The following is a 24,412-nucleotide window of genomic DNA, read 5'->3' as shown; positions in this document are numbered from 1 at the left end:
TGATGCGGTTTTCCTGCGGGAATGCGCCGGCCTTTTTGGGGCTGCTGCGCAGCCCAGCGGGAGCAAGCTCCCTCGCCACGGTGCATCGGCGACCTCACGTGAACAGCACGGTCTTCACTTGCGATTCATAGGGCGGACGAGGCGCTATCGATTGTTTTGGGCAACCGCCCATCAATCACCCGATACAACGCACTGTCCTGCGGCCAATTGCGCATGAACCGCGCGCGATCCCGGGCGTAGGCCGGGGCGAAGCTGGCCTGGGTGCGGTGTTGGCACATGGAGTCGAGGTCGATCAGCGCCCAGCGGTCGTGCTGCCAGAACAAGTTGTGGCCCTTGAAGTCGCCATGGCTGATGCGCTCGCGGATCAGGTCGGCAAACAAGCGATCCAGCGCCAGCAATTCAGCTTCGGGGGCTTCACCGTTCTCCACGTAAGGGCCGAAGCGCTCGATGATGTCCGGCCCCGCCAGGTGTTCGGTGACCAGGTAGGCGCCGCGGCGCAACCACAGGAAGCGCTTCTCCAGCAAAGCCAGCGGCTTGGGTGTGGCAATGCCGAGGAAAGCCAGGCGATGGCCTTCGCGCCAGGAATGCCAGGCACGACTCGGGCGCCAGAAGCGCTTGAGCCAGTGGGCGAAGTTCTTGATGTTGTAGCGCTTGATCACCAAGGTACGACCGTTCGCCTCGACTTTGCCGACGCTGGCCGCGCCACCGGTCTTGTACAGATGGCCCTGGTCAAGCAACGCATCGGCCTGCTCCAGCACCGGCGTCATCGCCGCTTCTTCATCACGACGGACCGCCCGCAGGCCGAACGCCCCGCGCTGCACACTGAACAGGCTGCACTCACGCCCGACTTTTGCCAGGAAGTCCTTGAGACGCCAGGCTTGCACCTTGTCGATCTGTTTTTGCAACGCTTCCATGGGCAGCGCGTGTTCGGCGTTGCCCAGCAGGTAATACACCAGCAGCTCTTCATTGAACGGATGGAGGGCTTTGGGCAGCTGGGCGAAAAATACCCCCAGGTTCTCCAGGACCTTCTGCCGCGACAACGGTTGCCCCGGGGTCTCAGCGCGGATGCCAGCGCCGTCGATCAAATAGAGCTTGCCGTCATGGCGCAGCAGATTGTCCAGGTGCAGGTCTTCCTGCCAGAGGCCTTTGCCGTGCAGTTGCGCGATGGCGCCGAGGGCTTCGGCCAGCACCGCCGCCTGCTCGTCGGCCAGCAACGGCAGGTGTTCGACCTGTTTCCAGGCATCGCCCAGGCTCTCGGCGTCTTCGAGCAATTGGAACAACAACCAGCCGCCTTCACCCTCTTTCAGGCCATCGGCGAGCAATAACGGCGTGGTCAACCCTTGCTCGGCCAGCAAGCGCACGCCTTGCAATTCCCGCTGGAAATGCCGGGCGGCCTTGCTGCCCACCAATAATTTGGCCAGCACCGGCCGACCACGCCAGACGCCCGCGCCGACATAACGCTGCCCCGGCAACACCCGCAACAGCGAAAGCAGCTGCAATTGCGCCGCGCCAGCAGCGTCGGCCAGTTCCAGGCTCAGCGGCAGGCTGGGGCTGCGGCCGGCATTCTTCAATTCGGACAAATGCATCAACGGGCTTCCTTGTGGCTACGCCGGGCGGTCAGGCGGGTCATCCAGCTGTCGACCAGCCCACTGTCGAGCGGCTGGTCCAGGTAGGTAGACAGCAATTGGCGCACATCGGCATCGCTCCAGACTGCCGCGCGACGCAGCAGAGGCTCCAGGTCCTTGACCCGATCCCGTTGGCCGAACAGCAGTGGCCGGGTCTTTTCCAGGTCGATCAATTGCGCCTGGTAACCGCTGGCGGTGGCTTGCAGGAAGATGTGTTTCGGATAAAAGCAGCCGTGCACCTGATGCATGCCGTGCAGTCGCCGCGCCAACTGACCGCAGGCGTCGAGGATGGTGGTGCGCTGCGCCGTCGTCAGGCTCGGCCAGCGTTGCAAGAGTGAATCCAGGTCGTCCCAGCCATCCAGGGCGCGGGTCAGCAGGATCGCTCGCACCTCGCCATCCACTTTGCGCTGGCCGTAGAACACCGCTTGCAGGGCCGGAATCCCCAACTGGCGATAACGGCTGATGTTGCGAAACTCCCGGGAAAAACTCGGTTCGCCAAACGGGTGGGACCAGGTTCGGGTCAGGTAATTGCTCTGGCGCTTGAGGTAATAACCCTGCCCTTCCAGCTCCAGTCGGAACACGCTGCTCCAGCCGTCGCCCGAGGTATTGGGTTCGTCCACCGCCTCCAGTTGCCGCGCCCACAAGGCCTCGAAGCTGTCCAGGCCATGACGCTGCAACAACGCCCGGTCTTCAGCGGCCAGAAAATCAGTCATTCACGCCCCTCGAAAAATCTCACCACGTGACGGATGCGTTTCTTGTCGCACGCATCGAGCCGGTCGCGCTGACGGTATTGCAGATAAAAACGCAGGCGCTGCGTGGCCGACAAATGGTATTTGGCCACTTTATCCAGGCACGCCAAATCCTTGGTGATACGGTACTTGAGCCAGAAACCACGCCAGAAGTCGCCGTTTGGACAGTCGATCAGAAACAGCCGCGAGCGATCGTCGATCAACAGGTTGCGCCACTTCAGATCGTTATGGGTGAAGCGATGGTCATGCATGGTCCGCGTGTAGCCGGCCAATTGCCGGCTCACGCCATCGACCCAGGCGCGATCCGCCAGTCGCGGGTCGTGCCGCTCGGCCAGGGCCGAGAGGTCTTCGGTATGCGGCAGTTCGCGGGTGATCAGCGCGCCACGGGCATAAGTCGCGCCGTTTCGCTCCAAGCCCCAGCCCACGACTTCGGCGGTGGGGATGCCCCATTTGGCGAAGCGCTTGAGGTTCTGCCACTCGGACTTGACCCGCGGCTTGCCCAGGTAGCGGCGCAAACCCTTGCCGGCGCCGACGTAGCGCTTGACGTAATAGTTCACGCCGTTGCGCTGCACCCGGATCACCTCTGACAACGGGTCACGGGTCAAACGCTCCCCTTGCAACGCGAACACCGCGTCGAGACTGCCAAAGTCCTGCGCCAGCTCAACGTACTCTGGTTCCAGATTCCAACCCGACATCAGAGCGCGTCCCCGTACCGCTGCTTGCGGGCATACAGCTTGTTGGCCTTGCCTTCGAGCCAGGCCAGCAACGCAGCCTCTTCGGCGAGAATCCGCCGTAACGGCTGCTGGAAATAGCCCTTGAGGAAACGCAACTTGTCGCGGCGGGTCAGGCCGATGTCCAGCGCCGAGAAATACAGTGCCGCCAGGTCCTTGTTGCGCCAGCGAGTGGTGATGGCCGGGCGGGTCTGGGCGCGGTGCAGGTCGATCACCGAGAGTTTGAAATCCGCCGGCGTCACCGGCTTGTCGGTATGCAACAGGAAGTGGCAGATGTAGCAGTCACGATGATTGACCCCGGCGCGATGCATCATGCCGGTCATGCGCGCCACTTCGGCGATCAGGGCACGCTTGAGTGTCGGTTGCGGCGGCTGCTTGACCCAGTCGATGCTGAAGTCTTCGAGGCTGACGGTCGGCGCCAGCTCTTCGGTGACGATGAACGAGTGCTGGTCCGCCGGGTTGCGGCCTTTCTCGCCGTAGGCTACAGCCGTCATGGTCGGTACGCCGACTTCCTGCAAACGCTGGATCGCCTTCCACTCCTGACCCGCGCCGAGTACCGGCAGCTTGGCGGTGAACAGGTTCTTGAAGATCTCGCCCCAACCGATACCACGGTGGATCTTCACGAAAAAACCACGACCGTCCACCTCCGTGCGCAAGGTGCGCCGGGCTTCCAGTTCGCGATAGACCTCGCCCTTGAGCGCCTCGACTTCGGCGAACGCATCGCGCCCGGCCCAAAGGCTCTTGAACGGTTCGGCCAGCATCAATTTCATTGTGCGTGCTCCGCCAATATCACATCGGCCGCGTGCTGCGGCATGCTGTAGAGGTCGGCCGTCTCGGCGAAGGCCAGACCATTGCGGCTCCAGGCCGCCCGGGCATCGGCGTCGCTCAACATACGGCCCAGGTACTCGGTGAGCTGTGCTTGTTCGAACGGCTCGTCCAGCACCAGGCCACTGTCGGCCTCGGCGATGTAATGGGCGTACCCACATACCGCGCTGACCAGTACCGGCAACCCGGCCACCAGCGCTTCGAGCAGCACGGTGCCAGTGTTCTCGTTGTACGCCGGATGGATCAACAGGTCGGCGCCCAACAGGAAACGCGGGATGTCGCTGCGGCCCTTGAGGAACCGCACATTGTCACCGAGCCCCAACGCAGCGCTCTGCAGTTGGAATACTTTGGGGTCGTCCTGGCCGATTACAAACAGCCGGGTGCGTTTTCGCAGTTCGGCTGGCAACGCGGCCAGGGCCTTGAGGCTGCGATCCACGCCCTTGGTCTTGAACCCGGAGCCGATCTGCACCAGCAGCAGGTCGTCGGCGGCCAGCTCGAATTCAGCCCGGAACGCGGCGCGGATCTCCTCGGCATCGGCGGGCCGACGGCGGTCCTGGGCGATGCCCGGTGGCAGCAGGTGAAAGCGTTCCAGCGGCGTGCCGTAATGCTTGATGAACAGTGGCTGCTGGACTTCGGAGATCATCAGCACGTCAGTCTTGGCGTCCTTGGCGAACACCGCCCGCTCGTACTCGGCGAAATGCCGGTAGCGACCCCAGCGCCGGTACAGCGAATTGCGCAGGTTCTGCGCCTTGTCTTCGAAGCAGCCGTCGGCGGCGTAGTACACGTCCAGGCCGGGCATTTTGTTGAAGCCGATCAAACGGTCCACCGGGCGCTTGGCCAGATCGGCCTCCATCCACGCACTGAGCTTCTCGTTGCGGCGATGGTTGAACAGCGCCTTGACCGGCGCCACCAGCACCTCGAAGCCAGGCGGCACGTCGCCTTCCCAGATCAGCGTGTAGACACGGATCTGGTGGCCGCGTCGCTGGCATTCCAGGGCGATGCGCATGAAGTCACGCTGCAGGCCACCGAAGGGGAAGTACTTGTAAAGGACAAAAGCCAATTGCATCAGCGCGGCTCCTCAGCCAATAACGTGCTCAGGTGGCTGGCAACACGCTCGGGGTTCAGACGCGTGAAGCACAGGGGCTGCTCGCGTTTCAGGTCAAACCGCCGAGCATCTTCGGCGGTCGGCGGGTAAGTGCATTGTTTCTGCATGCACGGCGCGCAGGGGAAATCACTGGCGAGGTGAATCTGGCCCTTGCCGTAGGCGCCGGTCAGCACCGGATTGGTCGGACCGAGCAGCGAAATGGTCGGCACGTCCAGGGCCGCGGCCAGATGCCCCAGACCGGTGTCCACGGCCACGCAGGCCTGGGCGCCGGCAAGCACCTTGCCCATCCCGCCCAGGTTCAGTTTCGGCAGTACCAAGGCGTTGCGCAGCCCGCTGGCGATGCGTTCGGCCCGGGCCTTTTCGGCGGGGTTGCCCCACGGCAGTTTTACCACCACTCCGAACTGCCCCATGCGCTCGGTGAGCTGGCGCCAGTAAAGTTCGGGCCAATGCTTGGACTCCCAGGTCGTGCCGTGCAGGAACACCACGTAGGGGTAGGGGCGTGGCAATTCCACCAATCGGTCGATGTCGAGGCCATAACTGCCCTGGGTTTGCGGCAAGTCATAGCCCAGCGCCAGAGCAAACAACTGGCGCACGCGCTCGACCGCATGCTGACCACGGGCCACCGCCAGGCGCCGGGAATAAAAGCGCGCCGCCAGGGGTTCGCGGGCCGAGTGCTTATCCAGGCCGGCGACCGGGGCCTTGACGTAGCGGGTCAGCCAGGCGCTTTTCAGCAGGCCCTGGGCGTCGATCACCAGGTCGTACTTTTCGGCCCGCACGTTCTGTTTGAAGCGTCGCCATTCGCCACTCTTGATGGTTTGCCAGAGGTTCTTGCGCCAGCGCCGGATCGCCACCGGGATGACCTTGCCCACGGCCGGGTGCCAGGTGGGGATTTCGGCGAAGCCTTCTTCCACCACCCAATCGAACTTGATGCCAGGAATCGCTCGCGCCGCGTCGGTCAGCGCCGGCAGGGTATGAACCACATCCCCCAGCGAAGAGGTCTTGATCAGCAATACCCGCAAGTTACCGGACCTCCACGGGTGTGCCTTGCAAACGTTCCAAGGCTTCGTTCACGGCAGGCGGCATAAGCTGGCGCAGGCAGTTGTAATGACCGAAGCGGCAGGTGCGGTCGAAGCACGGGCTGCACTCGATGCCCAGGCGCACGACTTCGACCTTGTCGGCCAACGGTGGTGTGAAGCCTGGCGAAGTAGAGCCGTAGACCGCCACCAATGGCCGATTCAGGGCGGCGGCCACGTGCATCAGGCCGGAGTCGTTGGACACCACGGAATCGGCGCAGGACAGCAGGTCGATGGCCTCGGCCAGGGAGGTGTCGCCGCTGAGGTTCACCGACTCTTCCCGAAGCCCCGGGATCAACCGCGAGCGGATGTCCTCGCCCACCGGATGATCTTTTTTCGAGCCGAACAGCCAGACTTGCCAGCCTTCGCGAATCTTCGCCTCGGCAACCTGGGCGTAATGCTCCGCCGGCCAGCGCTTGGATTCACCGAACTCGGCACCCGGACAGAGAGCCAGCACCGGACGATCCAGGCTCAGGCCGAACTTGGCCAGCGCCGCTTCACGGGTCACCGGGTCGATCGCAAGGCTCGGTCGCGGATAGGGTTTGGGCAACTCGACCCCAGGCTCGTAGGCCAGGGCCATGAAGCGCTCGATCATCAGCGGATAACGTTCTTTATCCAGTGTGCGCACATCGTTGAGCAGGCCGTAGCGAAACTCGCCACGCCAGCCGGTGCGCTTGGGGATACGGGCGAAGAACGGCACCAGTGCCGATTTCAACGAATTGGGCAACAGGATCGCCTGGTCGTACTGGCCGGCCAGGGATTTGCCGATACGCCGACGGGTCGCCAGTTCCAACACGCCGTGGCCGAGCGGGAAGCTCAAGGCCTTGCGTACTTCGGGCATGCGCTCAAGGATCGGCCGGCTCCACTCGGGGGCCAGGACGTCGATTTCGCACTGCGGATGGCGCTGTTTCAGGCACTGGAACAGTGTCTGCGCCATCACCATGTCACCGACCCAACTGGGCCCAACGATCAGAATATTCATGTGCTTTCCAAAAACGATACAGGGAGGCCTACGCCTCCCCGCCTCGAGAATCACTGTGGCTTAGGTCGTTGCCTGTTGCCCTAATCTACAACACACCCCCATCAACTGTGGGAGTGAGCCTGCTCGCGATGAGGCCGGTACATTCAACATCAATGTCGCCTGACACTCCGCCATCGCGAGCAGGCTCGCTCCCACAAGGGGCCTTCATCTGTTTCAAGTACGGTGCCGCACCGCAAATCCACTGTGGGAGCGAGCTTGCTCGCGATGAGGCCATCACATCCAACCTCAATGTCGCCTGACACTCCGCCATCGCGAGCAGGCTCGCTCCCACATTCATTCAATACTCAGCTCAGCCCCAGCTCCCGCCAGATCCGCAAGACCTGCCGGCGTTCATCCACGAACTGGTCGCCTGCGATCACCCCGGTATCTTTCTGCAAGGCCTGGCGGTGGGCAGCGGAGCGGTAGGCTTTATAGGCTTCGCGCAACAGCGTGGCATCTTCGGCCGGCATCAACCCGAGCTCCTGCAACCCGTCGAGGATGCGGATGTTATCGGTGTAGCGCACCAGCGAGGGGTGTTCCTCGGACCACGCCAGGGCCGCGTATTGCACCATAAATTCAATATCGACGATACCTCCGGCGTCCTGCTTGAGGTCGAAGGGCGCCGCGGCCTCGAAGGCATTCGGCGCAGTCCCGGCGGCGGTAGCCTTGCTGCCAAGGTTGTCCCGCATCTTGGCGCGCATTTCGCTGACTTCCTGACGCAGCATCGGCAAGTCACGCTTGCGTCCCAGCACCTGGGCGCGGACCTTCTCGAACGCCTGGCCCACATCCTGGCTCCCCACCAGCACCCGGGCTCGCACCAATGCCTGGTGTTCCCAGGTCCAGGCTTCATTCTCCTGATAACGGGCAAACGCCCCAAGGGAACTGACCAGCAACCCCGACGCCCCGGACGGTCGCAGGCGCATGTCCACTTCGTACAACTGCCCGGAGTTGGTCTGGGCGGTCAGCAGGTGGATGATCCGCTGGCCGAGCCGGGTGAAGAACTGCGCGCCGTCGATGGGTTTCGGGCCATCGGTTTCCGCCTGTGGGTCGCCATCGTGGATGAACACCAGGTCCAGGTCGGAACCATGCCCCAGTTCCAGCCCGCCGACTTTCCCATAACCGACAATAATGAAGCCCGGATCGCACAGACTGCCATCGGTGCGCAATGGCACGCCGTGCTTGGTCACCGTCTGGCGCCAGGCCAGGGCCAGCACTTGCTCGAGAATCGCCTCGGCCAGCCAGGTCAGGTAATCGCTGACTTTCATCAGCGGCAGGCTGCCGGCGATTTCCGAAGCCGCTACCCGCAGGCGATGCGCCAGCTTGAAATGCCGCAACGCCTCCATCTGTTGCTCCAGATCATCCTCGGGAATGCGCGTCAGGCGCTCACGCAACTCCGCCGCCAACTCCGGCGCCAGGGGCGGCTTGAACAGCCGGCCCTCATTGAGCAATTCATCGAGCAACAATGGGAAACGGGTGATTTGTTCCGCTATCCAAGGGCTCGCCGCGCACAGCGTCAGCAAGCGTCGCAGGGCTCCGGGGTTTTCCGTCAGCAACACCAGATAGGCCGAACGGCGGGCGACAGCCTCTACCAATGGCAGCACCCGCTCCAGCACCAGGTCCGGATTGGCATGCTCCACGGCCTGGGCCAACAGGCGTGGAATGAAGGCATCCAGACGCTCGCGCCCCAGGCGCTGCATGGCGCGCAGTTGCGGGCTCGCGCGCAAGGCAGCCAGTGCCTTGAGGGCCTTGGGTGCATCGACGAAGCCACCGTCCTGCAACTGACGACATGCCGCCTCTTCATCCTGGCTGTCTTCCCACAAGGGCAACCATTCGCCACCCACCACCACTTCGCTTTCCCCGCCCTCCTCTTCATCCGGGTCGGCGATGACCTGGCCGAAATGCCAGGCCACACGCCCGCGCCAGTACATCAATTGCTCGTGAAAGGCCGACCAGTCGGCAAAACCCAGCATGAATGCAATGCGCGCCTGATCCTGTGGGCTGTCCGGCAACATCTGGGTCTGGCGGTCGGCGATGGCCTGGATAGCGTGCTCGGTATAACGCAGGAACTCATACCCCTGGCGCAACTCGTCGACCACCTTGGCCGGCAGATAGCCCTGGCCTTCCAGGGTGCCCAGCACTTTGAGCAACGGCCGCTGCTGCAAGCTCAAGTCGCGACCGCCGTGGATCAGTTGGAACGCCTGGGCAATGAATTCCACCTCGCGAATGCCGCCCGAACCCAGCTTGATGTTGTCGGCCATGCCCTTGCGCCGCACCTCCTGCTGGATCAGTTGCTTCATGGTGCGCAGCGCTTCGATGGCGGAAAAATCCAGGTAACGGCGATAGACGAACGGGCGCAACATGTCGAGCAATTGCGTACCGGCCACCTGATCGCCCGCCACCACCCGCGCCTTGATCATGGCGTAGCGTTCCCAATCGCGGCCCTGGTCCTGGTAATACTGCTCCAGGGCATTGAAGCTCAGCACCAGCGCGCCGGCCGAGCCGTAGGGGCGCAGGCGCATGTCGACGCGAAAGACAAAACCGTCGACGGTCATCGGGTCCAGGGCCTTGATCAGGCGCTGGCCGACACGGATGAAAAACTCCTGGTTATCCAGCGGTCGCTTGACGCCAACGGTTTCGCCGCCCTCGGGGTAGGCGAAAATAAGGTCGATGTCCGACGACAGGTTCAGCTCCACGGCGCCAAGCTTGCCCATGCCCAGGATGACCATCTGCTGCGGCTCGCCGCTGCGCCGTCCGGTGGGCGTGCCGAATTGCTGACTGAGGCGCTGGTACAACCATTGATAGGCTTGGTCGATGCAGGTGTCGGCCATGTCCGAGAGATCGCGACAGGTCTGGACCAGGTCGGCCTGGCGGGTCAGGTCGCGCCAGATGATCCGCACCTGCTGGCGCGTACGCTGACGGCGCAGGACGCGTCCCAGTTCATCCTCGGTCTCGGCGGCCTGTACTGCGGCACCGATCTGTGCGCACATTTCACCGGGAGCCAGGCTGCGGTCCAGTTCGCCGCTGCGCACCAGCTCCAGCAGCATCGCCGGGTCACGGAGACTCTGCTCGATGAAAAAATCACTGGCGGCGGCAACGCGCTTGAACGCATCCCAACGCTCGGGCGTCCAGGCAGACAACCCGTGGTCGTCGTCGAACAAGGCGACCGCGGCACGGAACGACTGCTCGGCCCGACTGACCAATGACTGGAGAATGGCCGGTACTTCGGCAAGCGAGGGCAGGCTCATGGTCTATCCTTGATCGGCGCGGGAGAGGCTGGATGTAGTGTTTTTTCAGAAGACACTACCTGATCGACTGTCGAACAAAGATGATAAATAGCTGAAAATCTGATTTTATTGGCAGCCGGCATCAAGTTTTTACCTGTTCGAGTTGGCTAAAGACCAACAGTAACGATTATTCTCACAACGAAACGAGCGGCCATAAGCCGCTCATGTGTAGTTTTACTACTCGTCTATACATTCGAAAGGCTGAAACGGCCAACGATTTGTAGTAAAACTACACGCCGCCGAAACAACCTTCGGCAATCCAAGAATTTATATCGTCTGCCCACAAGGCCAGTCGCAAACTCAGGCAACCGATTCTGGTAGCCTTTCCGCCCTGGAGCAAGCCATGCAAGACCTCGATCCCGTCGAAACCCAGGAATGGCTGGACGCCCTGGAATCGGTTCTCGACAAAGAAGGCGAAGACCGTGCTCATTATCTGATGACCCGTATGGGCGAACTCGCGACCCGCAGCGGTTCGCAACTGCCCTACGCCATCACCACGCCGTACCGCAACACGATCCCCGTTACCCACGAAGCACGCATGCCTGGCGACCTGTTCATGGAACGCCGCATTCGCTCGCTGGTACGTTGGAACGCGTTGGCCATGGTCATGCGTACCAACCTGAAAGATTCTGACCTGGGCGGTCACATCTCCAGCTTCGCCTCCAGCGCGACGCTGTATGACATCGGTTTCAACTACTTCTTCCAGGCCCCGACCGACGAACACGGCGGCGACCTGATCTACTTCCAGGGCCACGCATCGCCAGGCGTCTACGCCCGTGCGTTCATGGAAGGCCGCATCTCCGAAGACCAGATGAACAACTTCCGCCAGGAAGTGGACGGCAACGGCCTGTCCTCGTACCCGCACCCTTGGCTGATGCCAGACTTCTGGCAGTTCCCGACCGTATCCATGGGCCTGGGCCCGATCCAGGCGATCTACCAGGCGCGCTTCATGAAGTACCTGGAAGCCCGTGGTTTCATCCAGCCAGGCAAGCAGAAAGTCTGGTGCTTCATGGGTGACGGCGAGTGCGACGAGCCGGAATCCCTGGGCGCGATCTCCCTGGCCGGCCGCGAGAAGCTGGACAACCTGATCTTCGTCATCAACTGCAACCTGCAGCGCCTCGACGGCCCGGTTCGCGGCAATGGCAAGATCATCCAGGAACTCGAAGGCGTGTTCCGTGGCGCCCAGTGGAACGTCAACAAAGTCATCTGGGGCCGTTTCTGGGACCCACTGCTGGCCAAGGACGTCGACGGCATCCTGCAACGTCGCATGGACGAAGTCATCGACGGCGAGTACCAGAACTACAAGGCCAAGGACGGCGCGTTCGTCCGTGAGCACTTCTTCAACACGCCTGAACTCAAGGCAATGGTTGCCGACTTGTCCGACGACGAGATCTGGAAACTCAACCGTGGCGGCCACGACCCGTACAAGGTCTATGCGGCGTACCACGAAGCGGTCAACCACAAAGAGCAGCCGACCGTCATCCTGGCCAAGACCATCAAGGGTTATGGCACCGGTGCCGGCGAAGCGAAGAACACCGCGCACAACACCAAGAAGGTCGATGTCGACAGCCTGAAGCTGTTCCGCGACCGCTTCGACATTCCGGTCAAGGACAGCGAGCTGGAAAACCTGCCGTTCTTCAAGCCGGAAGAAGGCAGCGCCGAAGCCCGTTACCTGGCCGAGCGCCGTGCCGCGCTGGGCGGTTTCGTACCACAGCGCCGCGCCAAGAGCTTCAGCGTCCCGACCCCGCCACTGGAGACCCTCAAGGCGATCCTGGACGGCTCGGGCGACCGTGAAATCTCCACCACCATGGCCTTCGTGCGGATCCTCGCGCAATTGGTCAAGGACAAGGAAATCGGCCAGCGCATCGTCCCGATCATCCCGGACGAAGCCCGTACCTTCGGTATGGAAGGCATGTTCCGTCAGTTGGGCATCTACTCCTCCGTCGGCCAGCTCTACGAGCCAGTCGATAAAGACCAGGTGATGTTCTACCGCGAAGACAAGAAGGGCCAGATCCTCGAAGAAGGCATCAACGAAGCGGGCGCCATGAGCTCCTTCATTGCCGCCGGTACTTCGTACTCCAGCCACAACCAGCCGATGCTGCCGTTCTACATCTTCTACTCGATGTTCGGCTTCCAGCGTATCGGCGACCTGGCCTGGGCGGCCGGCGACAGCCGTACCCGTGGCTTCCTGATCGGCGGTACCGCTGGCCGGACCACGCTGAACGGCGAAGGCCTGCAACACGAAGATGGCCACAGCCACATGCTGGCCGGGACCATCCCGAACTGCCGCACCTATGATCCGACCTATGGCTATGAGCTGGCGGTGATCATCCAGGACGGCATGAAGAAGATGACCGAAGAGCAACAGGACGTCTTCTACTACATCACCGTGATGAACGAGTCCTACCAGCAGCCAGCCATGCCGGCCGGTGTCGAGGCAGGCATCGTCAAGGGCATGTACCTGCTCGAGGAAGACACCCGCGAAGCGGCGCACCACGTCCAGCTGATGGGCTCCGGTACCATCCTGCGCGAAGTGCGTGAAGCAGCGAAGATCCTGCGTGAAGAGTTCAACGTCGGTGCCGACGTGTGGAGCGTCACCAGCTTCAACGAACTGCGTCGCGACGGCCTGGCCGTAGAGCGCAGCAACCGCCTGCACCCTGGCCAGAAGCCTAAGCTGAGCTACGTCGAAGAATGCCTGAACGGCCGTAAAGGTCCGGTCATCGCCTCTACCGACTACATGAAGCTGTTCGCCGAGCAGATCCGCCAGTGGGTTCCTTCCAAGGAATTCAAAGTGCTGGGCACCGACGGTTTCGGCCGTAGCGACAGCCGCAAGAAGCTGCGTCACTTCTTCGAAGTCGACCGTAAGTTCGTTGTGTTGGCAGCCCTGGAAGCCCTGGCTGACCGTGGCGATATCGAACCGAAAGTGGTGGCCGAAGCCATCGTCAAGTTCGGCATCGATCCGGAAAAACGCAACCCACTGGACTGCTGAGGAGAATTTTCGTGAGCGAACTCATTCGCGTACCTGACATCGGCAGCGGTGAAGGTGAAGTAATTGAACTGTTTGTGAAGGTCGGCGACCGCATCGAAGCCGACCAGAGCATCCTGACACTTGAATCGGACAAGGCCAGCATGGAAGTGCCTGCGCCGAAGGCCGGTGTGATCAAGAGCCTGAAAGTGAAGCTGGGCGACCGCCTGAAAGAAGGCGACGAGTTGCTGGAGCTGGAAGTCGAGGGCGCCGCCGCGGCGCCTGAAGCGGCCGCACCCGCTGCTGCCCCGGCCGCGGCTGAAAAGCCTGCCGCCGCACCGGCTGCCGAGGCGGCTCCCGCACCCGCTGCTGCGCCTGCCGCTGCCACGGTCCAGGACATTCATGTCCCGGACATCGGTTCGTCGGGCAAGGCCAAGATCATCGAAGTGCTGGTCAAGGCTGGCGACACCGTCGAAGCCGACCAGTCGCTGATCACCCTGGAATCCGACAAAGCCAGCATGGAAATCCCATCGCCGGCCGCCGGTGTGGTGGAAAGCGTCGAGGTCAAGCTGGACGACGAAGTCGGCACTGGCGACCTGATCCTGAAGCTGAAAGTAGCGGGCGCCTCGGCACCTGCCGCGCCAGCCCCAGCCGCTGCGCCTGCCGCCAAGGCTGAAGCAGCTCCAGCGCCAGCCGCCGCGCCTGCGGCCAAGGCCGAAGCGGCTCCTGCGCCTGTTGCCGCCGCGCCTGCGCCAAGCGGTGCCAAAGTGCATGCCGGTCCTGCGGTGCGTCAGTTGGCCCGTGAATTCGGCGTCGAGCTGTCTGCCGTTGGCCCGAGTGGTCCACACGGTCGCGTGCTGAAGGAAGATGTGCAGGCCTACGTCAAGGCCATGATGCAGAAGGCCAAGAACGCACCGGCCGAAGGCGCCACTGGCGGCGCGGGCATTCCGCCGATCCCGGCGGTGGACTTCAGCCGCTTCGGCGAAACCGAAGAAGTGGCCATGACTCGCCTGATGCAGATCGGCGCGTCGAGCCTGCATCGCAGCTGGCTGAACATTCCCCACGTGACTCAGTTCGACCAGGCCGACATCACCGAGCTGGAAGCCTTCCGCGTCGCCCAGAAAGCCGTGGCGGAAAAGGCCGGTGTGAAGCTGACCGTGCTGCCGCTGTTGCTCAAGGCCTGTGCGCACCTGCTCAAGGAACTGCCGGATTTCAACAGCTCCCTGGCGCCAAGCGGCAAGGCAGTGATCCGCAAGAAATACGTACACATCGGCTTTGCCGTCGACACCCCGGAAGGCCTGCTGGTACCGGTCATCCGCAACGTCGACCAGAAGAGCCTGCTGCAACTGGCTGGCGAAGCCGCTGCCCTGGCCGAAAAAGCCCGGAACAAAAAGCTCACCGCCGACGACATGCAGGGCGCCTGCTTCACCATCTCCAGCCTCGGCCACATTGGCGGCACCGGCTTCACGCCGATCGTCAACGCGCCGGAAGTGGCGATCCTGGGTGTTTCCAAGGCCACCATCCAGCCTGTCTGGGATGGTAAAGCCTTCCAGCCGAAGCTGATGCTGCCACTGTCGCTGTCCTACGATCACCGTGTGATCAACGGCGCCGCCGCCGCACGCTTCACCAAGCGTCTGAGCGACCTGCTGGGCGACATCCGTACCATCCTGCTGTAACACCGGGCGGCCCTCCCTTTGCGGAGGGCCATCCGGACCGCTGTTTTCCGAGCGCCACGCTCGTACCTCAACCCCGCCCGTTTGGCGGGGCTTTTTTTGCCTGCCATTCAAGCCAGTCAGCAGGCCGGGCGCTTCTGTGGGAGCGAGCCTGCTCGCGATAGCGGTATGCCAGACATCCCAGCACTTTTCCTACCCCGCAAGTTTTAAATGACTACGCCCCCTATTAGTCATTACCCACAACCTGTGCCCCCTCCCCTCTCGATATTTATGACGCGCGGCGCTTTAGCATCAAACCGCCAAGGCAACTTGATGCTTACCCCCACCGATTACAACTTCGAATGGATTCGAACATGTTCAAACCTACCGTCGGCCCCATCGTCGGCCACACGACAACGGATCACGCTCGGATATTCCTGCGAGGCGATCTCGACAACAACCTGGTATTCGCCGGAGTTCGCCACAGGCGCCAAGGTGATCCCCACTGGTCGAAAGGGCATTTCGTCCAACTGAAGGCCTACCGCGACATGTCCGATGTCATCGTGTTGAAAGGCCTGCAACCCGACACCGCCTACGAATACCAGGCCGGCTGGTTCAGCCCCCTGAGCCCCACCCATACTGTGGAAACCGTCCAGGAACTGCCGCTGCAATGGCCCCGCAACACTTACTGCTTCCGAACGCCGGCCAGCAGAACCAACGCACCGCGCGCTTACATCGTGGGTTCTTGTCGCTACTTGCGAATCGCCGCCCGCACCCCGTTGTTACCCGGGCTTGGGGACCGCACCTTTGCCGGTATCAATCGCATCGTGGCACAGGCCAACCCGCCGATCAGCGCAGTGTTAATGATCGGTGACCAGGTTTATCTCGATGACCTTAACGTCATCGGCCCGGACCGAATCTATAAGAACATTCTCTTCAGGTACCGTGCGGTGTTTACCCAGCCGCACATCAGGAAGTTAATGTCGCGTATCCCTACCTACATGATCCTCGACGACCATGAAATCGAAGACAACTGGCCCGCCAGGAAAACCGTCAACGACGACGTTCTATACGCAAATGCCATGGACGCTTATGGGCTTTATCAGGCCAGCCATGGGCCCGCCCATGAACTGTCGGGCGACGGAAGATTAAACAAGTCGTTAACGCACTACTGGTACGTCCTCACCCACGGCGATATCCAATGGTTCGTCACCGACAGCCGGACGCAACGCAATCTGTCGGCGGACGACCGACGCATCCTCGACGAGGAACAGGAACAGTCTTTGCTCCAATGGCTCATCGACAGCCCCGCCCGGGTCAAACTCATCGTGACCAGCGTCATGTTCTTCCCTGACAGCAAGCACAATGACGGCGATGCCTGGCAAGCCTTCCCCGAACAACGCCTGCGCCTGCTGGAAACCATTCGCCGCCATCGGATCAAAAACGTGGTTTTCGTCTCGGGCGATGTCCACGGCTCCATGACCAGCCGATTGCGTCACAGCGAGGATCCTGATTTCGAGGTCAACACCGTGGTTTCCTCGCCGTTCTACAACAGCAAATTGCTGCCTTTTGCAAAAGCCTCGGATTTTATTTTCCACAGGCCCATGGCCCGCACCAAAAGCGGTCAGTATCGCTATGAACTGACCAGCAAAGTGGTGAGCCAAGACAACTTCGCCCGCCTGCATGTCACGGCGCAGAGCCTTCAAGTCACTTTCCACGACCGGGACGGCGCCCCCTTGCAGAGCGTCGATATACCACTGCAATGACAGGCACTGGTACCTTCCATGGCCTCTGATCGGTCGGCGACTGGAGAAATCCCCTCGTCGGCCGATAAAAGGTTTATAGCACTTGGCCTTCATCTCTCTTGTCAGCCAGTGCCGCAATGATGCAACCTTGCGCCAATCCGTAATAACGAGGGCGTCAGCCCGGCGCGATCAGCATTTTCGAAGCGAGTTTCCCCATGAAAAGCCAACCCGATGCCGCCAGCCGTATGGCGGCCGAGGTAGTGACGCAGTTACCGGTGCCCTCGCGGCTCGGTATGCTGCGTTTCGAACGGCTGAATGAAGCAAGCTGGGCGCTGTTGTTCCTCGACCCCAACTGCGAGCGATACTTCGGCCTGCCGGCGGTAGAGCTGTGCTCGCTGGTCAGTGCGCCCTATGCCAGCCTGATGGAGCCCGAAGCGCGCTATCAGTTGCATGACGCCATCCAGCAGCAACTGGCCCAGGCCTCGCATTACCAGATTCGCTACACGCTACACACCGCCAAAGGCCCGATGAACGTGCTGGAAACCGGTGAGGCCTATAAGCAACACAATCGTCATCTGCTGCGCGGTTTCCTGCTGGCGGTGGACAATTTGCTGCAAGGCGAACCCTCCATGCCGGCCCTGGACCTGGAAACCCAGAATTCACGCTTGCAGATCGCCCTGGAACTGAACCAGCGCGCCCAGCAAGAACAGCTCCAGCATCTGGACCGGGTGCGAGCCCAGCAAGACCTGATTCTGCTGCTGACCCGTCAACGCTACAGCGCCAACAATTCCCTGCTCGAAGCGGCCGAACTCATCACCCGCAGCGCCTGTGACATCTACCAGATCGACTGCGCCAGTATCTGGAACCTGGACGACGGCAAACTGGTACCGATCTCCGCCTACAACCGCGCTTCCCAGGAGTATTTCCTGCCGGAGGTGATCGACGCCAACGACTTTCCCGACTACATGGAGGCGTTGCAGACCTGCCGCGCCATCGACGCTCACAACGCGATGCGCGACCCGCGCACCCGGGAAATGGCCGAGAGCCTGCGCGCCCGCGACGTCAACGCCATTCTCGACGCCAGCATTCGTATCGACGGCCAGGTAGTCGGCGTACTGTGCCTGGAACAGGTCGGCGTCACCCGAGCCTGGCAATCGGACGAAATCGCCTTCGCCGGTGAACTGGCCGACCAGTTCGCCCAGGTCATCAACAACCACAATCGACGAACCGCGACCAGCGCCCTGCACTTGTTCCAGCGCGCCGTGGAACAGAGCGCCAATGCGTTCCTGCTGGTCAATTGCGACGGTGTGGTGGAGTACGTCAACCCAAGCTTCACCGCGATCACCCAGTACACCACCGAGGAAGTCCACGGCCAACGCCTCTCGGAACTGCCGGCCCTGGAGAACCTCAGCGAACTGCTGTTCGACGCGCCATCGGCGCTGGCCCAGAGCAACAGTTGGCAGGGCGAATTCAAGAGCCGGCGCAAGAACCTGGAACCCTACTGGGGCCAGTTGTCGATTTCCAAGGTCTACGGCGACAACCGCGAACTGACGCACTACATCGGCATCTACGAAGACATCACCCAGACCAAGTTGGCCCAGCAGCGCATCGAGCGCCTGGCCTACACCGACAACCTGACCAACCTGGGCAACCGTCCGGCGTTCATCCGCAACCTCGATGAGCGCTTCGCCCGGGACAGTGATTCGCCCATCAGCCTGCTGCTGGTGGACATCGACAACTTCAAGCGCATCAACGACAGCCTTGGCCACCAGACCGGTGACAAGCTGCTGATCAGCCTGGCTCGGCGCCTGCGCAACAGCCTGAGCCCCAGCGGCAGCCTGGCGCGATTCGCCAGTAACGAATTCGCGGTCCTGCTGGACGACACTGACCTGGAAGCCGGGCAGCAGATCGCCAGCCAATTGCTGATGACCCTCGACAAACCCATGTTCGTCGACAACCAACTGATCAGCGTGACCGGCTCCGTGGGCCTGGCCTGCGCTCCGCTGCACGGCCGCGATCCACAGACCCTGATGCGCAACGCCGGCCTTGCCCTGCACAAGGCCAAGGCCAACGGCAAACATCAGGTCCAGGTATTCACCGAGGCGCTGAATGCCGAGGCCAGCTACAAGCTGTTCGTGGAAAACAACCTGCGCCGCGCCTTGACCCAGAACGAACTGGACGTGTTCTACCAACCCAAGTTGTGCTTGCGCAGCGGCCGTCTGCTGGGCATGGAGGCGTTGCTGCGCTGGAACCATCCGGAAAAGGGCATGATCCGCCCGGACCAGTTCATCAGCGTGGCCGAAGAAACCGGGCTGATCATCCCTATCGGTAAATGGATCGCCCGCCAGGCCTGCCGCATGAGCAAGCAATTGACCGCCGCCGGCCTGGGCAACCTGCAAGTGGCGATCAACCTGTCGCCCAAGCAGTTCTCCGACCCCGACCTGGTCGCCTCCATCGCCAGTATCCTCAAGGAGGAACAGCTGCCGGCCCGGCTGCTGGAACTGGAGCTGACCGAAGGCCTGTTGCTGGAAGCCACCGAAGACACCCACTTGCAGCTCGACCAGCTCAAGCGCCTGGGGCTGACCCTGGCGATGGACGACTTCGGCACCGGTTACTCGTCCCTGAGCTACCTGAAGAAATTCCCGATCGACATCATCAAGATCGATCGCAGCTTCATCCATGAGATCCCGGACAACCAGGACGACATGGAAATCACCTCGGCGGTGATCGCCATGGCCCACAACCTGAAACTCAAGGTCGTGGCCGAAGGCATCGAAACCGCCCAGCAGTTGACATTCCTAAGGCGTCACCGCTGCGATGTCGGCCAGGGCTACCTGTTCGACCGCCCGATCCCCGGCGCCGAGCTGATCGAAAAGCTCAAGCGCTACCCCCGCGGGCCGCTCGTCTGACGGCCTTGCCTGCCCCTACGTCCATCCCCTCGTCAACGCTGTGTCTTTCTTAACTAACCGGCATTGGGCACACTGACGGTCTATTTCGCTCAACCCAATCTGACTGAGAGGACTGATGATGGTCTTGCGCTCGGAAATCCTGGTGAACAAAAACGTGCTCCCTACTCAAGAACAAGCCCTGCCTGGCCGTGAAACCCCAATGACCGTGCCGGAAAAACACTTCGTACTCGACGCGCCGCTGCTGGGCCCGTTTGCCATGGACGTGGATTTCGCGATCTTTGGCCTGGGCTGCTTCTGGGGTGCGGAACGCAAGTTCTGGCAGCGCGAAGGCGTGGTCAGCACGGCGGTGGGTTACGCCGGCGGCTTCACGCCAAACCCGACGTATGAAGAAGTCTGTTCGGGCCTTACCGGCCACAGCGAGGTGGTACTGGTGGTCTATGAGCCGGCAAAAGTCAGCTACGACCAGCTTCTGAAAATGTTCTGGGAACTGCACAACCCGACCCAGGGCATGCGCCAGGGCAATGACATCGGTACCCAATACCGCTCGGTGATCTATGCCACCAACCCGGCTCAACTGGCGGCGGCCAAACACAGCGAGCAAGTATTCCAGGCTGAGTTGACCAAGGCAGGCAAAGGCACCATCACGACCGAAATCGAAGAAGCACCGACGTTCTACTTCGCCGAGGCCTACCACCAGCAGTATCTGGCGAAAAACCCGGAAGGCTATTGCGGGATTGGCGGGACCGGCGTGACGTGCCCGATCTGAACCCTCTGTCCTGAAAAAAAGCTTCGCGAGCAAGCTCGGCTCCCACAGGGATTGGTGGCAGTGCGTCCACATGTGGGAGCGAGCCTGCTCGCGATGGCGGCCTTCCAGACGCCATAGGTGCATCAGCTTTCAGCGATCAACCAATCCATCTGCCACCCACCCTGGGTCTGCCCCAGTTTTTTCGACAGCCACGGCAGCAGTTCACGCAACTCCTCCTCCAGCCCCCACGGCGGATTGGCAATCGCCAGGCCGGAGCCATTCAGGCTGTTGGGCGTCGCCAGTGGGTGCACCAGCAGCTCCACGCGTAACAGCTTCGGTGCCCCCGTGCCGGCCAGGTCCTGGTAGAAGCGGCGCAACATCCGCTGGTCCTTCACCGGATACCAGATCGCGGCCACTGTCTGGCGCATCCGGCCAATGGCCTCCTTGAGCGAAGCGGCGCAGCGCTGCATTTCGTCAAGCTGTTCGAAGGGCGGATCGATCAGCATCAGGGCACGCTTCTCCGCCACCGGCAGCAGTGCTCGCGACACATGCCAACCTTCACCCAGGTGTACCGCCACGCGACGGTCGCCTTTCATGTTGTCCTTGAGCAATACACCGTCTTCAGGGTGTTTCTCATTGAGCAGCACACGGTCCTGCGACCGGGTCAGGCGCCGCGCCAGCTCCGGCGAGCCTGGGTAGTAGCGCAACTGCCCGTCCGGGTTCATCTCGTGCAGCACCTTCATGTAATCGGCGGTCAATGGCGGCAGATCGCTCTCGCCCCACAACCGCGCGATGCCTTCCAGGTACTCACCGGTACGGTTGGCCTGGTCACCCTGCAAGTCGTACAACCCGATGCCCGCATGGGTATCGAGGTAAGCGAAGGGTTGCTCCTTGCGCGACATCAAGGCGATGAGGCGGGTCAAGGTCAGGTGTTTGAACACATCGGCGTGATTGCCGGCGTGGAAGGCGTGGCGATAATTCATGGCGGCTCCTGCGAAGGGCGACGAGTTTACCTCGAAGCGCGTCGGACGTCAGGCGTTCGCAGCCCGGCGGACAGGCCACAATCAGCCCAGCTCTCGCACCAGATACGCCAGCAATGGCGCCTTTGATGCTTCAACCGACTCCGATCGCTCAAGAAAGTAGGCAATCTTGCTGCGCAGGACGCTGTCGTCGACGCGCTCGAACAAATACGGATGCTCTTCGCCCAGCCAAGTGAGCAAGTTATCCAACAGACAGTCCGTCGGGACCTCGGCCATTGTCTCCAACAGCGCGACGGGTACCTGCCACCATGGAAAAGCCCGGGCCGCCCGCTGGGCATTTCCCATGATCTCAAGGGATTGCCCGTTGATCAGGCAGCGCGTGATGACTGGCAAGAGTTGCCCGGCCTCCACCTCCGTCGATTGCAGGATCGACCGCACAAAGCGCCCATCCCAAAAACGCAGGAAGACCGGCTTGCCACCCGGCAACAGCACCTGCGTGAGCCCCCGCAAATGTTCGGCAAGGGTCTGCTGGTTCACACACGAAACCGCCAGCCAGCCCCAATCGAGCGAGTCGGTGGCGGCTATCCAATCAAGAAATCCGTTGTCCACGCCGACAAGCCCTACATAGGGCATGACCGATTCCCACTCGGCGTATGGCGTGTCGGCCCAGATCGGACTCGCCTCCGAGCTCATCGAGCGCTTCCAGGCCGACAACACCCCGGCGCTACTGGCGTTGCTGAAGATGGCGAAAAGTTGCTCGCTGGCCTGCAGAGGATGGTCCTCAAGCCAGGCGCGGGGAGATTGACCGCAGCTCATGGTCGCTCCTGGATATCGACAGGTTTGCGAAAGACCGATGGCGCTACGCAGACGCCGCTTCTGCAACGTTCACACTCCTCGCAGAACGGCGCCGAGCCCTGGAAACTGAGGATTTGCGCGAGGGAAAGCGCAGGCGCCGCAGCGACCCGCTTCTCGGCACTGCCTGGCGTACCGGATGCCGCGCTCAAGACCGCCATCGGCGCCCCACCGACCTCGATCGGCACGCTGCTGGAGATCCCGCCGGCCCCGATGCTGATCCAATGGCCGCCGGCCTGGAGGGTCACACTGGCACCCGCTTCCAATACTACGTGTTGGCCGGCGCTGACATGAAACTGCTGGCTCGCACTCAGCACCTGACTGGTGACACGAATATGCCGTTCGCCACTCACCAGCAGATGATCATCCTGCCGGACTTCAGCCCGGCGCCGACCATGGGTAAGGCGCTGTTCATCGGCCTTGAGCTCGTGTCGCGCCGTACCGGTGACGACAATGCTGCGCTCATGATCGACCTGCACCCGCTGGTCATGCAGCACATGCTGGGTCCAGTTTCGCTGGGCCCGCAGGTAGATCTCCTCGGCGCCCTTGCGATCCTCGATGCGCAGTTCGTTGTAACCTCCCCCGCCAGGGCTGCTCCGACTGCGCAACAGGCTGCGGGTCTTGTCCGCCGGCAAGTCCAGCGGCACCGGGTTGGCGCCATTGGGCAGACAACCCACCACCATCGGCTTGTCCACGTCGCCATCGATGAACCCGACCAGGACTTCCATGCCAACCCGGGGGATCATCACCACGCCATAGTGATCGTGGGCCCAACCGGAGGCCACACGCAGCCAGCAGCTGGAATGTTCGTCGTGTTTACCGTCGCGATCCCAGACCAACTGCACCTTGACCCGCCCGAACTCATCGCAATGGATCTCGCTGTCGACCGGCCCGGTCACCACCGCCGACTGATAACCATGGGCCCGCGGCTTTTCGTGATGCAGGGGTGGCCGAAAGAACACGTCCCATGGCGTGGCGAGAAAGGTATTTTTGTAATCCTGGAATTCATCCGGGCCGGCACTGGCGACTTCTTCCAGCACCTGCGGTTGACGACCATGATGGTCGACATGCGTCAAGAGCCAGAGATCATTGAACTGCTCACGAGGATGCTCCTTCATGCACATGAAATGTCCGCTGACGAAGGCGCTTTCATCGCTGCCGCCCTCTGCCACGCGCTGGTCGGCACCATGACGCTCAAGGGCGCGCCGGGTCAGATGCTTGCCGTCGTCACGGGCAGAGAATCCGCCGGGATAGCGATAGTCTTCCAGGGCAGGACGCTGCCGATTATCCAAATGGGTTTCCAATAACAAGCCGGGCTTGCGGAAGTCGTAATCGCGCAACGTTACGGCAGTGGTGCAGGTCTGGAGCCGCACCGCCAGGCGCTTGATCGCCGACTCGTCGGCGACCATGCCGCTGTCCGGCAGGTACAGCGTCGATTCGGGCAGGCGGGGAAACACCGTCTGGTCGTCACCGAACACCAGCAGATGGCCGTCAGGGCGGTGCCTGAAGTGATAATGGATACCGACTTCGGCGCAAATCCGCTCGATGAAGGCCAGGTCGCTTTCGCCATACTGCACACAATATTCGCGTTCGGGGTACTGCCCGCCAAGCGTGAACTGGCAGGCATCCGCCAGGATTCCGTGTTCCTTCAACACCCGGGCGACGATATCGGGCACGCTCAGGTGCTGGAAAATCCGCTGGTTGATGCGATGGCGCAAGTAGGCCAGGCGAGGCACCAGGCTGATCTGGTAACGGGTCAGGCGTTTGCCCGAATCCCCCTGGGCCACGCTGTAGACCTGACCGTGTATGCCACCCTTCCCGCCATCGAAACCCAGAAATGCCTGGCGATGCAGGAGTTCTTCCAGTGCCAGGTCAGACCGCTCACTGACCAGCTCCAGGTCAAAACGATAGGGCTGACTGATGGCTTCCGTGCCCTTGAACTCAAGCACCTTGAGGTCATTCGGTCCGCTGTCGAGCGTCAGCGTGAAAAGCGGTGGGTTGGCAGGCGGGAACATCCGATGTGCCTCTGCAAAATGGAGGTGGGCGATTGTGCATGAGCCCTACGCAAAGCTGATCGACCCTCATTAAAAACAGATTTGCCTTACACCCAAGAAGATAAAGGCATGCGGCATGCGCTGTATTTTCCGACAG

Annotated in this window: 16 protein-coding genes; 5 read left to right on the top strand and 11 right to left on the bottom strand. The window is 61.9% G+C overall.

Annotated elements, in window-relative coordinates; translation table 11 throughout:
- Positions 1-125: 125 nt before the first annotated feature.
- The 8 genes from PSH86_RS02730 to glnE all read right to left on the bottom strand — a co-directional run bounded on the left by PSH86_RS02730 (position 126) and on the right by glnE (position 10,374).
- Positions 126-1,586 carry a lipopolysaccharide kinase InaA family protein gene (locus PSH86_RS02730; protein ID WP_305487662.1) on the bottom strand — a complete coding sequence of 487 codons (1,461 nt, stop codon included), beginning with the start codon at positions 1,584-1,586 and terminating at the stop codon, positions 126-128.
- On the bottom strand, positions 1,586-2,338 hold the full coding sequence (locus PSH86_RS02725; RefSeq protein WP_109752112.1) for a lipopolysaccharide kinase InaA family protein: 753 nt from the start codon (positions 2,336-2,338) through the stop codon (positions 1,586-1,588). Before PSH86_RS02725 ends, PSH86_RS02730 begins: the two co-directional genes overlap by 1 nt.
- Entirely contained in the window at positions 2,335-3,069 is a 735-nt protein-coding gene (locus PSH86_RS02720; RefSeq protein ID WP_163855584.1) for a lipopolysaccharide kinase InaA family protein, read from the bottom strand. Before PSH86_RS02720 ends, PSH86_RS02725 begins: the two co-directional genes overlap by 4 nt.
- Complete coding sequence (gene rfaP, locus PSH86_RS02715) at positions 3,069-3,875, bottom strand: lipopolysaccharide core heptose(I) kinase RfaP (protein ID WP_109752110.1); 807 nt, start codon at positions 3,873-3,875, stop codon at positions 3,069-3,071. Before rfaP ends, PSH86_RS02720 begins: the two co-directional genes overlap by 1 nt.
- Complete coding sequence (locus tag PSH86_RS02710) at positions 3,872-4,996, bottom strand: glycosyltransferase family 4 protein (RefSeq protein ID WP_163855588.1); 1,125 nt, start codon at positions 4,994-4,996, stop codon at positions 3,872-3,874. Before PSH86_RS02710 ends, rfaP begins: the two co-directional genes overlap by 4 nt.
- Positions 4,996-6,054: a lipopolysaccharide heptosyltransferase I gene (gene waaC, locus PSH86_RS02705; protein ID WP_109752108.1), complete on the bottom strand. Its 1,059-nt coding sequence runs from the start codon at positions 6,052-6,054 to the stop codon at positions 4,996-4,998. Before waaC ends, PSH86_RS02710 begins: the two co-directional genes overlap by 1 nt.
- 1 nt (position 6,055) lies before the next feature.
- Complete coding sequence (gene waaF / locus PSH86_RS02700; RefSeq protein ID WP_109752107.1) at positions 6,056-7,090, bottom strand: lipopolysaccharide heptosyltransferase II; 1,035 nt, start codon at positions 7,088-7,090, stop codon at positions 6,056-6,058.
- A 344-nt stretch (positions 7,091-7,434) separates the two neighbouring features.
- Entirely contained in the window at positions 7,435-10,374 is a 2,940-nt protein-coding gene (glnE, locus tag PSH86_RS02695; protein WP_109752106.1) for a bifunctional [glutamate--ammonia ligase]-adenylyl-L-tyrosine phosphorylase/[glutamate--ammonia-ligase] adenylyltransferase, read from the bottom strand.
- A gap of 382 nt (positions 10,375-10,756) precedes the next feature.
- Between glnE and aceE the strand changes: the two genes are divergently transcribed.
- From aceE to msrA, 5 genes are all read left to right on the top strand, one after another.
- Positions 10,757-13,402: a pyruvate dehydrogenase (acetyl-transferring), homodimeric type gene (aceE, locus tag PSH86_RS02690; protein WP_063323231.1), complete on the top strand. Its 2,646-nt coding sequence runs from the start codon at positions 10,757-10,759 to the stop codon at positions 13,400-13,402.
- A gap of 11 nt (positions 13,403-13,413) precedes the next feature.
- Positions 13,414-15,054 (top strand): dihydrolipoyllysine-residue acetyltransferase, encoded by a 1,641-nt coding sequence (aceF, locus tag PSH86_RS02685; protein ID WP_109752105.1) that lies wholly within the window; start codon positions 13,414-13,416, stop codon positions 15,052-15,054.
- Between the two features lie 350 nt (positions 15,055-15,404).
- Positions 15,405-16,796, top strand: a complete 1,392-nt coding sequence (locus tag PSH86_RS02680) for an alkaline phosphatase D family protein (RefSeq protein ID WP_305487652.1) — start codon at positions 15,405-15,407, stop codon at positions 16,794-16,796.
- A gap of 194 nt (positions 16,797-16,990) precedes the next feature.
- On the top strand, positions 16,991-19,684 hold the full coding sequence (locus tag PSH86_RS02675) for a bifunctional diguanylate cyclase/phosphodiesterase (RefSeq protein WP_109752103.1): 2,694 nt from the start codon (positions 16,991-16,993) through the stop codon (positions 19,682-19,684).
- Between the two features lie 118 nt (positions 19,685-19,802).
- Entirely contained in the window at positions 19,803-20,450 is a 648-nt protein-coding gene (msrA, locus tag PSH86_RS02670) for a peptide-methionine (S)-S-oxide reductase MsrA (protein ID WP_109752361.1), read from the top strand.
- Between the two features lie 122 nt (positions 20,451-20,572).
- On the opposite strand, the gene PSH86_RS02665 is transcribed toward msrA, so the two are convergent.
- The 3 genes from PSH86_RS02665 to tssI form a co-directional block, all read right to left on the bottom strand.
- Complete coding sequence (locus PSH86_RS02665) at positions 20,573-21,412, bottom strand: 23S rRNA (adenine(2030)-N(6))-methyltransferase RlmJ (RefSeq protein WP_116834017.1); 840 nt, start codon at positions 21,410-21,412, stop codon at positions 20,573-20,575.
- A gap of 81 nt (positions 21,413-21,493) precedes the next feature.
- Complete coding sequence (locus PSH86_RS02660) at positions 21,494-22,225, bottom strand: DUF4123 domain-containing protein (protein ID WP_305487647.1); 732 nt, start codon at positions 22,223-22,225, stop codon at positions 21,494-21,496.
- On the bottom strand, positions 22,222-24,276 hold the full coding sequence (gene tssI / locus PSH86_RS02655; RefSeq protein ID WP_305487644.1) for a type VI secretion system tip protein TssI/VgrG: 2,055 nt from the start codon (positions 24,274-24,276) through the stop codon (positions 22,222-22,224). The genes PSH86_RS02660 and tssI overlap by 4 nt, the downstream gene beginning before the upstream one ends.
- Positions 24,277-24,412: the final 136 nt, after the last annotated feature.

The organism is Pseudomonas sp. FP2300 (assembly GCF_030687595.1).
Lineage (GTDB): Bacteria > Pseudomonadota > Gammaproteobacteria > Pseudomonadales > Pseudomonadaceae > Aquipseudomonas > Aquipseudomonas bijieensis.
Note: the sequence above shows the minus strand (reverse complement) of the source record. Positions and strands in the feature narration are given on the sequence as shown.

Bases quoted from the DNA above. Each gene is read 5' to 3' on its own strand.
- PSH86_RS02660 (WP_305487647.1), bottom strand. From the start codon at position 22,225: ATGAGCTGCGGTCAATCTCCCCGCGCCTGGCTTGAGGACCATCCTCTG.
- PSH86_RS02725 (WP_109752112.1), bottom strand. From the start codon at position 2,338: ATGACTGATTTTCTGGCCGCTGAAGACCGGGCGTTGTTGCAGCGTCAT.
- PSH86_RS02720 (WP_163855584.1), bottom strand. From the start codon at position 3,069: ATGTCGGGTTGGAATCTGGAACCAGAGTACGTTGAGCTGGCGCAGGAC.
- PSH86_RS02680 (WP_305487652.1), top strand. From the start codon at position 15,405: ATGTTCAAACCTACCGTCGGCCCCATCGTCGGCCACACGACAACGGAT.
- tssI (WP_305487644.1), bottom strand. From the start codon at position 24,276: ATGTTCCCGCCTGCCAACCCACCGCTTTTCACGCTGACGCTCGACAGC.
- PSH86_RS02665 (WP_116834017.1), bottom strand. From the start codon at position 21,412: ATGAATTATCGCCACGCCTTCCACGCCGGCAATCACGCCGATGTGTTC.
- rfaP (WP_109752110.1), bottom strand. From the start codon at position 3,875: ATGAAATTGATGCTGGCCGAACCGTTCAAGAGCCTTTGGGCCGGGCGC.
- aceE (WP_063323231.1), top strand. From the start codon at position 10,757: ATGCAAGACCTCGATCCCGTCGAAACCCAGGAATGGCTGGACGCCCTG.
- PSH86_RS02710 (WP_163855588.1), bottom strand. From the start codon at position 4,996: ATGCAATTGGCTTTTGTCCTTTACAAGTACTTCCCCTTCGGTGGCCTG.
- PSH86_RS02675 (WP_109752103.1), top strand. From the start codon at position 16,991: ATGAAAAGCCAACCCGATGCCGCCAGCCGTATGGCGGCCGAGGTAGTG.
- PSH86_RS02730 (WP_305487662.1), bottom strand. From the start codon at position 1,586: ATGCATTTGTCCGAATTGAAGAATGCCGGCCGCAGCCCCAGCCTGCCG.
- waaF (WP_109752107.1), bottom strand. From the start codon at position 7,090: ATGAATATTCTGATCGTTGGGCCCAGTTGGGTCGGTGACATGGTGATG.
- msrA (WP_109752361.1), top strand. From the start codon at position 19,803: ATGGTCTTGCGCTCGGAAATCCTGGTGAACAAAAACGTGCTCCCTACT.
- glnE (WP_109752106.1), bottom strand. From the start codon at position 10,374: ATGAGCCTGCCCTCGCTTGCCGAAGTACCGGCCATTCTCCAGTCATTG.